The 12,969-nt window shown below is 72.2% G+C and carries 15 protein-coding genes and 1 pseudogene; 8 read left to right on the forward strand and 8 right to left on the reverse strand.

The features are described 5' to 3' along the window. Nucleotide 1: 1 nt before the first annotated feature. From C2L58_RS02115 to C2L58_RS02130, 4 genes are all read left to right on the forward strand, one after another. Nucleotides 2-1,162 (forward strand): class I SAM-dependent methyltransferase, encoded by a 1,161-nt coding sequence (locus C2L58_RS02115; RefSeq protein WP_103335346.1) that lies wholly within the window; start codon nucleotides 2-4, stop codon nucleotides 1,160-1,162. A gap of 82 nt (nucleotides 1,163-1,244) precedes the next feature. Continuing rightward, entirely contained in the window at nucleotides 1,245-2,009 is a 765-nt protein-coding gene (locus tag C2L58_RS02120) for an HAD family acid phosphatase (RefSeq protein ID WP_103335348.1), read from the forward strand. A 63-nt stretch (nucleotides 2,010-2,072) separates the two neighbouring features. Continuing rightward, nucleotides 2,073-2,450, forward strand: coding sequence for a DUF427 domain-containing protein (locus C2L58_RS02125; protein ID WP_103335349.1), 378 nt, complete (start codon nucleotides 2,073-2,075; stop codon nucleotides 2,448-2,450). Between the two features lie 16 nt (nucleotides 2,451-2,466). After that, entirely contained in the window at nucleotides 2,467-3,297 is an 831-nt protein-coding gene (locus tag C2L58_RS02130; RefSeq protein ID WP_103335351.1) for a LysR family transcriptional regulator, read from the forward strand. Between the two features lie 9 nt (nucleotides 3,298-3,306). On the opposite strand, the pseudogene C2L58_RS51435 reads toward C2L58_RS02130, so the two are convergent. Together C2L58_RS51435 and C2L58_RS02140 are read right to left on the reverse strand one after the other, a co-directional pair. Next, a pseudogene (locus tag C2L58_RS51435) lies at nucleotides 3,307-3,663 on the reverse strand (chitinase); the annotation flags it as partial. 119 nt (nucleotides 3,664-3,782) lie between these two features. Beyond that, a complete protein-coding gene (locus C2L58_RS02140) occupies nucleotides 3,783-4,460 on the reverse strand; it encodes a DUF2306 domain-containing protein (RefSeq protein ID WP_103335353.1) in 678 nt (225 codons plus the stop codon). A 138-nt stretch (nucleotides 4,461-4,598) separates the two neighbouring features. Between C2L58_RS02140 and C2L58_RS02145 the strand changes: the two genes are divergently transcribed. Together C2L58_RS02145 and C2L58_RS02150 are read left to right on the forward strand one after the other, a co-directional pair. After that, a complete protein-coding gene (locus tag C2L58_RS02145; RefSeq protein ID WP_103335355.1) occupies nucleotides 4,599-5,486 on the forward strand; it encodes a TetR/AcrR family transcriptional regulator C-terminal domain-containing protein in 888 nt (295 codons plus the stop codon). 10 nt (nucleotides 5,487-5,496) lie between these two features. Further along, nucleotides 5,497-6,018 (forward strand): GNAT family N-acetyltransferase, encoded by a 522-nt coding sequence (locus C2L58_RS02150; protein ID WP_103335357.1) that lies wholly within the window; start codon nucleotides 5,497-5,499, stop codon nucleotides 6,016-6,018. A gap of 167 nt (nucleotides 6,019-6,185) precedes the next feature. On the opposite strand, the gene C2L58_RS02155 is transcribed toward C2L58_RS02150, so the two are convergent. From C2L58_RS02155 to C2L58_RS02175, 5 genes are all read right to left on the reverse strand, one after another. Next, on the reverse strand, nucleotides 6,186-7,625 hold the full coding sequence (locus C2L58_RS02155; protein ID WP_103335359.1) for an FAD-dependent monooxygenase: 1,440 nt from the start codon (nucleotides 7,623-7,625) through the stop codon (nucleotides 6,186-6,188). Nucleotides 7,626-7,633: 8 nt separating this feature from the next. Then, nucleotides 7,634-8,221, reverse strand: coding sequence for a PadR family transcriptional regulator (locus C2L58_RS02160; protein ID WP_103335361.1), 588 nt, complete (start codon nucleotides 8,219-8,221; stop codon nucleotides 7,634-7,636). A gap of 41 nt (nucleotides 8,222-8,262) precedes the next feature. Continuing rightward, the gene (locus tag C2L58_RS02165; protein WP_103335363.1) at nucleotides 8,263-8,691 is read right to left on the reverse strand and encodes a MarR family winged helix-turn-helix transcriptional regulator; all 429 of its coding nucleotides are present in this window, start codon (nucleotides 8,689-8,691) and stop codon (nucleotides 8,263-8,265) included. A gap of 52 nt (nucleotides 8,692-8,743) precedes the next feature. Then, the gene (locus tag C2L58_RS02170) at nucleotides 8,744-9,514 is read right to left on the reverse strand and encodes a maleylpyruvate isomerase family mycothiol-dependent enzyme (protein WP_103335365.1); all 771 of its coding nucleotides are present in this window, start codon (nucleotides 9,512-9,514) and stop codon (nucleotides 8,744-8,746) included. Nucleotides 9,515-9,681: 167 nt separating this feature from the next. Continuing rightward, nucleotides 9,682-10,209: a hypothetical protein gene (locus C2L58_RS02175; protein ID WP_103335367.1), complete on the reverse strand. Its 528-nt coding sequence runs from the start codon at nucleotides 10,207-10,209 to the stop codon at nucleotides 9,682-9,684. A gap of 58 nt (nucleotides 10,210-10,267) precedes the next feature. On the opposite strand from C2L58_RS02175, the gene C2L58_RS02180 reads away from it, so the two are divergent. Then, nucleotides 10,268-11,089 (forward strand): MBL fold metallo-hydrolase, encoded by an 822-nt coding sequence (locus C2L58_RS02180; protein WP_103335369.1) that lies wholly within the window; start codon nucleotides 10,268-10,270, stop codon nucleotides 11,087-11,089. A gap of 63 nt (nucleotides 11,090-11,152) precedes the next feature. Next, on the forward strand, nucleotides 11,153-11,359 hold the full coding sequence (locus C2L58_RS02185; RefSeq protein ID WP_369903932.1) for an aldo/keto reductase: 207 nt from the start codon (nucleotides 11,153-11,155) through the stop codon (nucleotides 11,357-11,359). On the opposite strand, the gene rox is transcribed toward C2L58_RS02185, so the two are convergent. Further along, nucleotides 11,345-12,796: a rifampin monooxygenase gene (rox, locus tag C2L58_RS02190; protein ID WP_103335371.1), complete on the reverse strand. Its 1,452-nt coding sequence runs from the start codon at nucleotides 12,794-12,796 to the stop codon at nucleotides 11,345-11,347. The genes C2L58_RS02185 and rox overlap by 15 nt on opposite strands. Between the last annotated feature and the right edge of the window lie 173 nt (nucleotides 12,797-12,969).

The following is a 12,969-nucleotide window of genomic DNA, read 5'->3' on the forward strand; positions in this document are numbered from 1 at the left end:
ATTGGGATATTCGTTCAGCCTCGGCGACGTCGCCTACCTGCGTTCCGGCGCGGGGGTGGCGGCGCTCGCCGAGGTCTCGGCGCTGCCGCTGACCGACCCGATCGCGTCCGTCGCCGCCGTCCGCCGCCTGGTCGGCGCGGAACACGCGAGCGCGGTGCTGGAAACCGTGCTGCTGCGCCGCAAAGCCGCGTCCAAAGTGGATTCCGATGGCTGGTTGTTCACCTCGGACGCGCTTCAGCAGGCGAGTGCCACCCCGGTCGCGCGGCACCGGGCGGCGCGGCTGGCCGGGCTCGACGTCCACGACGTCACGTGCTCGGTGGGGGCCGACCTCGTCGAAATCGCCCGGGTGGCGCGGCGCACGCTGGGGTCCGATCTGGACCCGGTCCGGCTGGAGATGGCGCGGCACAACGGAGCCGTTGCGGGCGTCGCGTTCGGGCTCGCCCGTGCCGACGCGCTGCGCCCGGTGAGCCGGTCGGGGGTCGTCGTCGCCGATCCGGCCCGGCGGGACTCCTCCGGGCGGCGGGCGTGGAAGCCCGCGGACTTCGCCCCACCGCTGGACGGCCTGGTCGAGGCCTACCCGGGGCGTGCGCTGTCCGTGAAGTGCGCGCCCGGGCTCGACTTCGCGCTCACGCCGTGGGCGGAGGAAGTCGAACTCGTCTCCCTCGACGGTCAGGTCCGGGAATCCTGCCTCTGGCGGGGCCTGGGCACCGGCGTCACCCGGCGGGCGAGCGTGCTGCGCTCGGATGGGACGCAGTGGACGGTCACTGACGCGGAACCGGACGAACTGCCGGTGCGGGAGCCGGGGGAGTGGATCGTCGACCCGGACGGCGCCGTCGTCCGCGCGGGACTGGTCCGCCACTACGCGGCGCGGCACGGGTTGTGGCAACTGGACGAACGCATCGCTTACTTGACCGGCGACACCCCGCCGCCCGGGGTGCGGGCGTTCCGCGTCCTGGAGCATGGACCGTACAGTGAAAAGGCACTGAAGGCCGTCCTCAAGCGACACGACGTCGGCCGGCTGGAAATCCTGGTGCGGGGCCTGGACGTCGATCCGGACGCGCTGCGCCGGCGGCTGAAACCCCGTGGTGGTGCCGAAGCTTCAGTTGTGCTGACGCGGATCGGGCGGTCACCAGTGGCGTTTCTGTGTCGTGCCGGAAAGTGAACGGCAACTTTCGAGGGGTGGAACTCCCGGTGAACCTGACGTAGGTTCCCCGGGTCGCCAAAGTTCCACTGGAGGGTGCGCCGTGTCCGGAAAATGGTCAAATCTCGTCAAGCTCGCCGCCGCGGCGGCCATCGGCGCAACTGTCGCTTCGGGTGCCACCGCACTGGCCGGCTCGGACGAGCCGACGGCCGCCCGCGCGAAGGAACCGGCCAACATCGGCCAGGTCAAGCTGGACGTCAAGGCGTACTACGGCGACTACGTCGACGCCGCGGGCAAGCACCACTATTCGGACACCAGCCGGTTCGTGAAGGACACCGGCCGGATCGTCTCGGACGCGAAGCGTTACCTGCAGCAGTCGCTGGGCCGGGTGAAGAGCCCGGCGATCGTGCTGGACGTCGACGACACGTCCGAGGTCACCTACGGCTGGGAGGCCGACAACGACTTCGGCTTCGACCCGGTCAAGCAGCAGCAGGCGATCGACAACGGTACGTTCGTCGCGAACAAGCCGGTGCTGGAGCTGGCCAACTGGGCGGCGCAGCACGGCGTCGAGGTGTACTTCCTGACCGGCCGCAACGAGTTCCAAGGGCCGCAGTCGCTGAAGAACCTGGCCAGCGAGGGCTTCCCGGCCCCGGCCGGCGCGTTCTTCAAGCCGAAGACGACCGCGCCGGACTACCTGCCGTGCGGGCTGACCTGCACCACCGTCCAGTACAAGTCGGGCACCCGGGCGCACATCGAGGCGACCGGCGCGAAGATCGTGCTCAACCTCGGCGACCAGTTCAGCGACCTCGAAGGCGGGCACGCGCTGCGCCCGGTCAAGCTGCCGAACCCGATGTACTACCTGCCCTGAGCGTGGAATAACCACCGGGCCCGGCGTGCTGCTCCCTGTACACAGGACTCTTAGGGAGCTGACATGGCGAAGCAGGTTCTGCAGCCGGGCCCGGACCACCCGATCACGGTCGAGCCGACGAAGGCGCGTGTGGTGGTCAAGGCGGGCGGCCGCGTGATCGCGGACAGCCGCAACGCACTCACCCTGCAGGAATCCACGTACCCGGCGGTCCAGTACATCCCGCTGGCGGACGTCGACTCGGGCGTGCTGGAGCGGACCGGCCACGAGACGTACTGCCCGTACAAGGGCGAGGCCGGCTACTACTCGCTCAACGCGGGCGACGTGAAGGGCGAGAACGCGGTCTGGACGTACGAGAAGCCGTACGACGCGGTCGCGCCGATCAAGGACCACGTCGCGTTCTACCCGAACGTCGTGGACTCGATCGAGCTGATCGAGGACTGAGCTGGACCTCGACCTGCTGCGCACGTTCCTGGCCGTCCACCGGGCCGGCTCGCTGACCCGCGCGGCACCGTCGCTGGGCCTGTCCCAGCCGACGGTGACCGCGCAGGTCAGGGCCCTGGAGGACCAGCTCGGCCAGCAGCTGTTCGTCCGGCGCGCCCGCGGCGTGACCCCGACGTCGGTGGCCGACGAGCTGGCCGCCCGGATCGCTCCGCACATCGACGCGCTCACCGGCGTCGTCGCGGGGCGCCCCGACCCGTTCGCGGCGCCCGTGCACCTGGCCGGGCCCGCCGAGCTGACCACGGCCCGGGTCCTGCCCGCGCTGGCCGGCCTGGTGGCGTGCGGGCTCGTGCTGCGGGTGACGTTCGGCCTGGCCGACGACCTCCTGGCGGGGCTCGCGCAGCGACGTTTCGACCTGGTCGTCTCGACGATCCGCCCCCGTGGCCGCGGCTTCACGGCCACCCCGCTGACCGACGAGGAGTTCGTCCTGGTCGGCCCCCGCGGCTTCACCGGCGACCCCCGGACGGCGCCGCTGGTGGCCTACGCCGAGGACCTGCCGATCATCCGCCGCTACTGGCGTTCGGTCCTGGGCACGCGCCCGTCCGCGGGGCCGGCGGTCGTGGTCCCGGACCTGCGCGGAGTCCTGGCCGGCGTGCTGGCGGGCTTCGGCGTCAGCGTGTTGCCGCGGTACCTCTGCGCGGCGGAACTGGCGTCGGGAGAGCTGATCGCGCTCCTGGAGCCGCAGGAGCCGCCGATCAACACGCTCTTCGCGGTCACCCGGACCGAGCCCTGCCGGCCGGGGCCCGCGGCGGTGCGGGACGCACTGCTCGCGGACGCCGCCCGGTGGTGACTCAGCCGGCTCCCGGAACGACAGCATGCCCAGGTGGCCGGTCTTGGCGAAGGCCACCAGCGCCCGGGCGTCCTTCTGGTAGAAGATCTCGTTCTGCGAGTCGTTGACGCCGATCATCGGGGTGACGCCGAACTTCTTCCACGCCGCCGCGTCGCTCAGCCCGTAGAGCGCCTTGAGCTGCGCCTGGGTCGCCGAGATCGCCTTCGCGCCCTGGTCACCGGCGCCCTTGTTCTGCAGCGTCTTCAGGGCCTGGGAGCGGCGCGCGATCGACGCCGGGTCCGCGACCGCCGCGCCTTCGATGTCGAAGTCGACGTACTTCAGGCCGTAGGCCCTGACGACGGCGTCGTACTCGGCGGCGACCTGCGCGACGCATGGGAACCTCCACGACTCGAAGCGCGGCGGCGGCGACTGTCCCCCTTGGTATAGACCATTTCCTGTGGTGTGGATCATCGGCCGAACGGGCTGCCCCGGTCACCGTGCGTGGCTCAGGCCGCCGCGCGACGCCGTCCCCGGCCCAGCCAAAACTCGGCGGCCAGCAGCGGGAGCACCCAGCCGGTCCAGGTGGTGATCCCGGCGATCGCCTGGCCCAGGGCGAGTTCACTGCCGCCGAAGGTCGTGTCCAGCTGCGGCGTCAGCACCATCGCCCAGACCACGCCCCAGATCCGGTTGCTGATGATCGACATGCACAGCGCGAAGCTGCGGACCATCCAGCGGCGGTGCTCGCCGAACCGGCGCGCCCGCGCCATCCGATAGCCCTGCACGGTGCAGCCGAACCAAAGCGTCGCGAGCAGGACGTTCGACACGGCCCCGACCGGGCCGAACGGCGCCGCGAGCGCGATGACGAAACCGGCGATCGACGCGGGGATCGCACCGGCGAAGACGTACACGCGCCCGGTGCGGCGGTGCACCGCCGGGTGCTTCTGCCGCAGCCACGGCCAGATCTGCAGTGCGCAGGTCACCATGGCGAGGGTCGCGAAGCCGATGTGCGTGACGAGCACCGGGTAGTACCAGTCGGCCGGGGCGGGGATCCGCGACCGCGCGGGATCGAGTCCGAGGTAGGGCGGCAGCGAAAAAACCAAGAAGGCGGTGACGAGCAGCCCGAGCGGGAACACCCACGGGCGGCGCACCCACGGCTTCGGGCGGCGGACTTCGGTCGTCGTCATGGTTCCCCCTGTTTCGTACGGTGTATTCGAACCGTATTTACTCGGGGCCTCGACCGGCAATCATTGCTGGCGATGTTGGGGGAGTACCCTGAAACCGTTCTAGATCCGGTCGGTAAGTGTTCTAGTACGGAGTTCCCGGTGGCCGAGGCGCCCTACCTGCGGATCGCGGCGGACCTGCGCCGCCGGATCAGCGCGGGCGAGCTGCGGCCCGGCGACCGCGTCCCGTCGACCCGGGCGCTGGTCCGCGAATGGGGTGTCGCGATGGCGACCGCGGCGAAGGCCCTCTCGGCGCTGGGCGAGCAGGGCTGGGTGCGCGCGGTGCCGGGCAGCGGCACGGTGGTCGCCGACCGGACGCCGGCCAAGCCGCCGCTGGGCCGGGCCGCGCTGGTGCGCGCGGCCATCGCGCTGGCCGACGCCGAAGGTCTCGCCGCGTTGTCGATGCGGCGGCTGGCGGCCGAGCTGGGCGTCGGCCCGATGGCGCTGTACCGGCACGTGCCGGACAAGGACGAGCTGCTCCGGCTGATGGCCGACGTCGCGCTCGGGGAGGCGGAGCTGCCGGAGCCGGGCCCGGCGCGGTGGCGCCCGCGCCTCGAACTCGCGGCCCGCGCGCAGTGGCGGGCGTACCGCCGTCACCCGTGGCTGGCGCCGATCCTGCTCAATTCCCTGGTCCGGCCGCCGGTGCTGGCGGCGGGTCTCCGGCTGGTGGACTGGTCGCTGCGAGCGCTGGCCGGCACCGGCTTGAAGCGCCGGGTGAAGCTGCAGGTGATCATGACGCTCAACGGCTGGGTCGGCGGCCTGGCGGTGAGCAACGCGTTCGAGGTCCAGGCGGAGCAGGAGACGGGCATCACGGGCGACCAGCGCCTGGAGGCCGACATGGCGCTGCTGACGCACTTTCTCGAATCGGGCCGCTTCCCCGAGCTGACCGAAGTGATGACCGGCGTCGAGGACGTCGACCTCGACGAGGCGTTCGAGTTTGGGTTGCGGCGCCAGCTCGACGGGATCGCCGTGCTGCTGGGCGAACACTAGACTGGCAGCGGTGCTGATCACCACGGAAAGGCTCACGCTCCACGCGTGGTCCGAAGCCTGTTTCGACGGCTTGTTCGCGTTGGCCCAGCTGCCCGAGACGGTCCGCTACGTGGGAACGGGCGAGCCGTGGAGCCACGAGTACACGCTGGCCAAGCACCGCGCAACGCTCACCCACTGGACCGAACACGGCTTCGGCTGGTTCGCGGTATCGGCGGCGCCGGGTTCGTTCGACGGAGTGGTGTCCCTGGTGCGCCGCAACGCCACGGAGTCAGGCCTCGGCCGGCCGGCGGTGGAGATGGGCTGGTGGATAGCGCCCTCGGGCTGGGGCCGCGGCTACGCAACAGAAGCGACGACGGCGGTGCGCGATCGCGCGTTCGACGCGGGCTGGGCGGAACGATTGCTGGCGGTGTACGAGCCGGTGAACAAGCCGTCGGCCCGGGTGGTGGAGAAGCTCGGGTTCACCGTGCACAGCAAGTTCGTGCTGGACGGCCGGGTGGAGCAACGGGCGGTCCTGGAACGTCCGCGCCCCTGAGCGCGGAGCGGGTTGTCCACAGCCTGGCCGCGTTGTGGAGAACCCGGCCGCTCGCCGGCTGCTTTTAGGGGTTTGTCACACCCCGCCGATAGACTGGACTTGGGGACGCCCCCCAGGGACGGGCGGGGGAGTTTGCGGCCCCCCGCCCCCGCCCCCGCCCCCGCCGGTCAGGCGGACGTCGGGACCGGAACGTCCCCGACCCACCGCTGCATCGCCTCCGCCAGCCCCGCGTCACCCGAGTCCGGCGTGCCCACCCAGGCGACGTGCCCGTCCGGCCGCAGCAACACCGCCGCAACGTCCGAAATGGACGGACTCGAAGCGGTCACCACCGCCGGCCAGGCCGCGAACGACCCCGTCAGGTCCAGCAGCACCGGCCGCCCGGCGTGCAGCAGTGCCGCCAGGTGCGTCTCCGCTCCCGACACCCGCAGCGGCACGTCCGGCGCCAACCGTCCCAGCCACGGGTGCCCGCCCGGCTCGTAACACGCGTCCAGCCCGGTGATGATCTCCGCCAGTGCGCGGTTCCCCGCCGGGTGCGCCGCCACGCGCCGCATCAAGTCGGCCCACGGTTCCTCCCCGGCTTCCTCCAGCGCCACCTGTGCCCGCGTGTTCGCCAGGATCCGCGCACCCGCCGCGTGCCGCTCGTCGTGGTAGGTGTCCAGGAGGCCCTCCGGTGCCGTTCCCCGCACCGTCGCCGCCAGTTTCCAGCCCAGGTTGAACGCGTCGTCGAGCGCGACGTTCACGCCGATCGCGCCCGCCGGCGGGTGGATGTGGGCCGCGTCGCCCGCCAGCAGCACCCGGCCTTCGCGGTACCTCGAGGCCAGGCGGGCCGCGTCGCCGAAGCGGCTCAGCCAGCGGGGCGCGCGCAACTCGACGTGGCGGCCGAGGACCGCGTCCACCTGCGCCTGCAACCGCTCCAGCGTGACCGGCGTGTCCTTGTCCGACGGCGGGTCGTCCTCCCGGACCACGATCCGGACGTACCCGGGCCGCGGGATGACGAACAAGCTCCGCCCGTCCGGCCCCGCCGAAGGCCCGTACGGCAGGTCGCATTCGACGTCGCCGAGCAGCGCGTACCAGCGCGCGTCGACGCCGGGGAAGCCGATTCCGGCTTGCTTGCGGACGGTGCTGCGGCCGCCGTCGCAGCCGGCGAGGAAGCGCGCGCGGATCGTCCGGCCGAAACGTCCATTGTGGACCACCGCGGTGACTTCGTCCGCGGACTGGGTGAACGAGCGCAGATCGTGGCCGCGCAGGATTTCCGCGCCCAGTTCGAGCGCCCGCGCCTCCAGGACCTCTTCGACGCGTGTCTGCGGGATCCCCAGCGAGAACGGGTGATCCGTCGCCGCCCCGTCCAGCAGGAGCGGGCCGGGCAGGCCGGTCGCCGGTGCGTGCGGCACCCGGTGCCCCTCGGCCACCAGTCCCTCGGCCAGCCCGCGGCGGGCCAGCAGGTCCAGCGCCCGCGCGTTCAGGTTGAAGCCGCGGCAGTACGGCGGACGCTCCGGCAGGCGTTCGACGATCGTGGTGCGGACGCCGGCCAGGGCGAGCTCCGCGGCGAGCAGCAGGCCGGCCGGGCCGGCGCCGGCGACGAGGACGTCGGTTTCGAAGTCGGACATGGTTCCCCTCAGAAGTTTTCGGGCCAGTTTTCGGGCCACGGCAGAGAGCCGGACCGGATTTCGGCGGCCGTGCGGCGCGCCCAGTCGAGCTCCGCGCGCCACGCGTCGCGGACGAACTCGACCTCGATCATGAACAGCCGCGGCGCCCCCTTGCCGACGGTCTCGGCCAGCGCCTTCTCGGCGCCGTCGATGCGTTCGGCGAGGTGCCGGGCGCGTTCCTCCAGCGCGTCGGCGGCGCGGTCCGGGCCGAGCGCGCCGAGGTAGCTCACCGCCGCGACGAACTTCGGGTACTCCGCGACCGGCTCGCGGACCAGTTCGTCGAGCCAGGCGACGAACTCCTGGCGGCCGAGCTCGGTGTGCGCGTAGACCGTCCGCTCCGGCCGGTTGCCTTCCCGGACCGTCTCGACGGGCTCGATCCAGCGGTGCTTCGCCAGGGACTCCACGGTGTCGTAGAGCGACCCCGGGTTGATCTTGAACGTCGAGCCCTTGTGGCGCTCGCGCAGCGTGGACGCCATTTCGTACGGGTGCATCGGGCGTTCCAGCAGCAGGCCGAGCAAGGCCAGCGCGAGCGTGTTGCGGATCTTGCGTGACGGCACTAGTCGCTCCCTGTTAGTCGGAACCGACTATACGACCGCCGTCAAGCCAGGTTGCCGACGCAGGTGCGCAGGAGGTCCGCCAGGTCGCGCCGCTGGCCGGCCGACAACGTGTCGAGCATCTGCACTTCGACCTGCGTGATCAGGTCCTCGGCGGCGGCCAGCCGGGCGCGGCCCGATGGGGTCAGCGTCACTGGGCGCGCCCGGCCGGTGCTCGCCTGCTCGGCGACGGTGACCAGCCCGGCCGACCGCAGGCCGCCCAGGACGTCCCGCAGCGACTGCCGCGTGACGAACGTGATCCGCGCGAGTTCTGCCGACGACGCGCCGGGGTGGTCGTCGAGCGCGCGCAGCACGGCGTACTGCGACATCGACAGCTCCAGCGGGCGCAGCCGGTCGGTGCAGGCCTGGTTCAGTGCCTGCTGGGCACGTTTGATCAGGTAGCCGGGCCGGTCGCCGGTCGGGGCTGAACACATGACAGGGACCTTACACAGGCTCGCCGCGTCCGGAACCTGACACCGTGAACGGCTAGAAGCGCGTGTTCTCCCGCCAGTGGTGGAACAGGGCCGCGTCGCCGGACACGGTGAGCCGGGGGTCGTCGGCGGCGAGGCGCCCGGTCAGCGCGAGGAGCAGGTCGGCGGCACGGCCCTCGACGACGACGTCGGCCTCGGCGGCTTCCTGGGCCACCTCGACGCCGGCCGGGGTCCGCCGGACGAGCCAGTGGACCTCGGGTTCGGTGGCGTGGAACAGCAGTGTCTCGCCGGTGCCCCGCAACGACGTCCGGTCCAGCGCCGGGTGCGGCCGGCGTGAGAAGGTGGCCGCCAGCCCCAGGCCCTCGGAGATCCCGTCCGCGGCGAGATCGGCGTCGACGTCGTACGGCGTGCCCGTCGCGAAGGCGGCGTCCGCGCGGTGGACGACCGTTTCGTGGGTCAGCCGCCGCGTCCAGAACCCGGCGCGCCGATCGGGGGTCCACGTCGACGTCGGGGTTTCGGGGCCGACCTCGGCCACCGCGGCGACGAGCCGCCGCGCGCCCTCGCGCAGCCAGCCGCCGAGGGCCTCGAACGCGGGCGGGTCGTCGATCGTGACCGCCTCGAACGGCACGTAACCCGTGGGCCGGCTCGCGATGATGACGGCGGACTTGTAGTAGGCGATCCCGACGTGGCAGGTCAGGTCCCGCAGTGTCCACTCTGGACACGTCGGGACCCGCAAGTCCGGGGCGGCGCCCGCGATCGCCGTCCCGAACCGGTCCGCTTCGGTGCCGAGGGCGGCGGCCAGCCGGTCATGGCTCAACGACTTCACCCCACCACCGTAGGCCCTGCGGCGGCGGCCGTGGGGTCGTGATCGGCTGCCCCGAAGCCGGCCTCCGGGGACCTGGACAGGGGCTTCGCGCCGGTCCAAGATCCGTGGGGTGGCGGGAGAGCTGGAACCGGCCCTGGTCGGCGCGCCGCCGTCTCGGCGGCTGAAGCTCAGCGCGTCCCCTGGACGTCGGCGCGGCACGCCTCGAGGAACCGGTCCCCGGCGTCGCTGATCCCGGTCAGCACCTGGTCGAGACTCTCCCGGCGCACCTCCTCGGCCCCGGCGTCGAGCTCGGCGAAGACGGCGTTCACCCCGTTGCGGGCCGCCTTCCACAGTTCCTTGCCGCGCTTCCGCGGTTCCTCGGTGCCGAACAGGGCGACTTGGTTGTGCGCCTTGCGCAGCTCGGTGCGCCGTTCGCGCCACCGGGTTTCGATCTGGTCCCGGTCCGCCGGCAGCTTGATGAACTCCGACCGGACCAGCTGGAACGCCTCTTCGCTCGCCGTCGACAGGCCCGCGTAGGCCTTGACGCGCTCGTCGCGCAGCCAGTTCGCGTGGTCCGCCGCCCGCTTCTGCGCTTCCGCGCGCTGGGTCGCCTTGAGCTTGCGGCCCTCGACGAACGTGTTGGTCAGCAACGTGAGCACGACCCCGCCGAGCGTCGCGCCCACGGTGATCAGCTGCGTGGTGGTCCCCGAGTCCATCAAGGGATTATCCCTGCGGCCTTGACCTCCACCTTGGTCGAGTTCCAAGACTGGCGTCATGACGATCTGGATCTGCGGAACCTGCGGGGTCGAATACCCCGACACCGACCGGCCCCCGGCCGGCGACTGCGCGATCTGCGCCGACGACCGGCAGTGGGTGCCCACCTCGGGGCAGGTGTGGACGACCCTCGACGAGCTCGCGGCCGACAGCCGCGAAGTGGTGCACCGGGAGCTCGAACCGCGCCTGCACGGGTTCAACCGCGAACCGCAGTTCGGGATCGGCCAGTGGACGCACCTGGTCCGGACGCCCGGCGGCAACCTGCTGTGGGACCCGCCGAACCACCTCGACCCGGCGCTGGCCGCGAAGATCGAGGAACTCGGCGGCGCCGCCGTGATCGTGGCCAGCCACCCGCACATGTACGGCTCCCAGGTCGGCTGGAGCCGGCGGCTCGGGAACGCCCCGGTCCTCGTCCACTCCGCCGATCGGCGCTGGGTGCAGCGCGAGGACGCCGTGATCCGGGAGTGGTCCGGCACCGAGCGGGTCCTGCCCGGGGTGACCCTCGTCGAAGCCGGCGGGCACTTCCCCGGCGCCGCGGTCGCCCACGTCGAGAACGACACCGGCGGCACCCTGCTGGTCGGCGACACCATGCTCCCGGTGCCGGCGGCCGGGTGGGTGACCTTCATGCGCAGCTACCCCAACCGCATCCCGCTCTCCGCTGGCCTGGTGCAGCGGATCGTGGACCGCCTCGAGCCCTACGAGTTCGACCGCCTTTACGGCCTCCTCGGCGGCAAGGTCCTCGGGGACGCCAAGGGCGTGGTGCGCCGGTCCGCGGAGCGCTACATCGCGTGGGTGAGCGGGGCCAACGACCACCTCGGCTGAGCCGGCGCCCTCCTCCGCCGATGACCCACCGGCGGCTGGACGGGCGGCGACGAGCACGAGGAGGTGCTCGCCGCCGCCCGGACGCACGGGGCGAGCCCGGCGCACGTGCGACTCGCCTGGACCCTGCGGCGAGGACCGCCCGTGCTGGTCATCCCCGCCACCGGGCCTCCTGGTCATTTGGAGGACAACGTCGCGGCCGGAGCCCTCCAGCTCACCCCGGACGAGCCGGCCCGCCTCGACGCCGTCCACCGGACCTCACCGGAGAGGTGAGCCGAACCAGCGGGCCAGGTGGTCGTCCAGGTCCCGTTGGTCGTCGCCGATCCAGGCGACGTGCCCGTCGGGGCGCAGCAGGACGCCCGGGACGTCGAGGTCCGCGGTGGGGTCCGCGAGGTGGTCGACCCGGTCCGACCAGCCGCCGGCGGTCAGGCGTTCGGTGCGGTCCAGCAGCAGGCCGCGGCCGCGGTGCAGCCGGTCGTAGAGGCGGCCCTGTTTCACGTCGAGGTCGCGCAGGCGACGGCCGAGCAGATCGGGGCCCGCACCGAAGTCGTAGCGGATGTCGATCGCGGCGATCTTCGCGATCAGGTAGCGGTTCACCTCGTCGAGGTCCATCAGCTCGGTGAGCAGCCGGCGCACGGCCTGCGGTCCCGGTCCGGGGGACGAAAGTGCCATCTGGGCGCGGGTGTTGTCCAGCACGGCCTCGGCGACCGGACGACGTTCGGCCTGGTAGGTGTCCAGCAGCGGTTCCGGCGCCCAGCCGCGGATCCGCGCGGCCAGCTTCCAGCCGAGGTTGAACGCGTCCTGGATGCCCAGGTTCAGCCCCTGGCCGCCGGTGGGCGGGTGGATGTGCGCCGCGTCGCCGGCCAGCAGCACCCGCCCGGTCCGGTACCGCTCGGCCAGCCGGGTCGCGTCCCCGAACCGCGACAGCCAGCGCGGGGAGTGCACGCCGAAGTCGGTTCCGGCGATGGCCCGCAGCTGTTGCCGGAAATCGTCCAGGGTGGGTGGTGCCGCGCGATCGGCGACGCCCGCGGCCGGGACGACGACGCTGTAGACGCCTTCACCGAAGGGCCGGAGCCAGAACGGCCGGTGGGTCTCGCTGATCCCGGTCACCTTGGCGGCGATCTCCGCCGGCGGCGCAGTCGCCGCCATTTCGCCCATCAGCGTTTCGGTCCGCGAAGGCTCGCCGGGGAAGCCGATGCCGCTCAGCTTGCGCACCGTGCTGCGTCCGCCGTCACAGCCGACGAGGTAGCGCGCACGCAGCCGTTCACCGCCGGCCAGCTCGACGGTCACGCCGTCGTCGTCTTGCGCGAAACCGGCCACGGCGTCACCGTGCCGGACCTCGGCGCCCAGGTGGACCGCGTGGTCTTCGAGGAGACGAACGATGACCGGCTGCGGAATGCCCAGCAGGTAGGCGTGCGCGGAATCGAGGTCCCGGGGCGCGGGCTTGGGGATGGCGGCGAAGAACCCGCCGGCCGGACGCTGCCGTCCGTGGGCGAGGAGGCGGTCCAGCAGCCCGCGCATGGCCATCAGTTCGAGACTGCGGATGTGCAGCCCGACGATGCGGACGAACGACGCGGGCTCGGTGTCCTGTTCCAGGACGAGGACCCGCACGTCGTGCAGCCGCAGTTCGGCGGCCAGCGTCGCGCCGGTCGGCCCGCAGCCGACGATGATCACGTCGAACGGCGACGGAGTGGATGGCGAAGAGTCCATGGTGGTGCCTTTCGGGAGAGCCTGGGGTCGGCGCTCCCGGCGACACCTACGTCAATCGCCCGGCCGTGACTGGCGGGGGAGCACCCACGTCGATCCTGCGTTCATGGGGCTCACCTCCTCGGGCGGTGTCACGGTTCCCGGCAAGCTACAAGCCCGGGCCGCACGCCGTCCAA

Origin of the sequence: Amycolatopsis sp. CA-126428 (genome assembly GCF_002904335.1) — a bacterium.
GTDB lineage: Bacteria > Actinomycetota > Actinomycetes > Mycobacteriales > Pseudonocardiaceae > Amycolatopsis.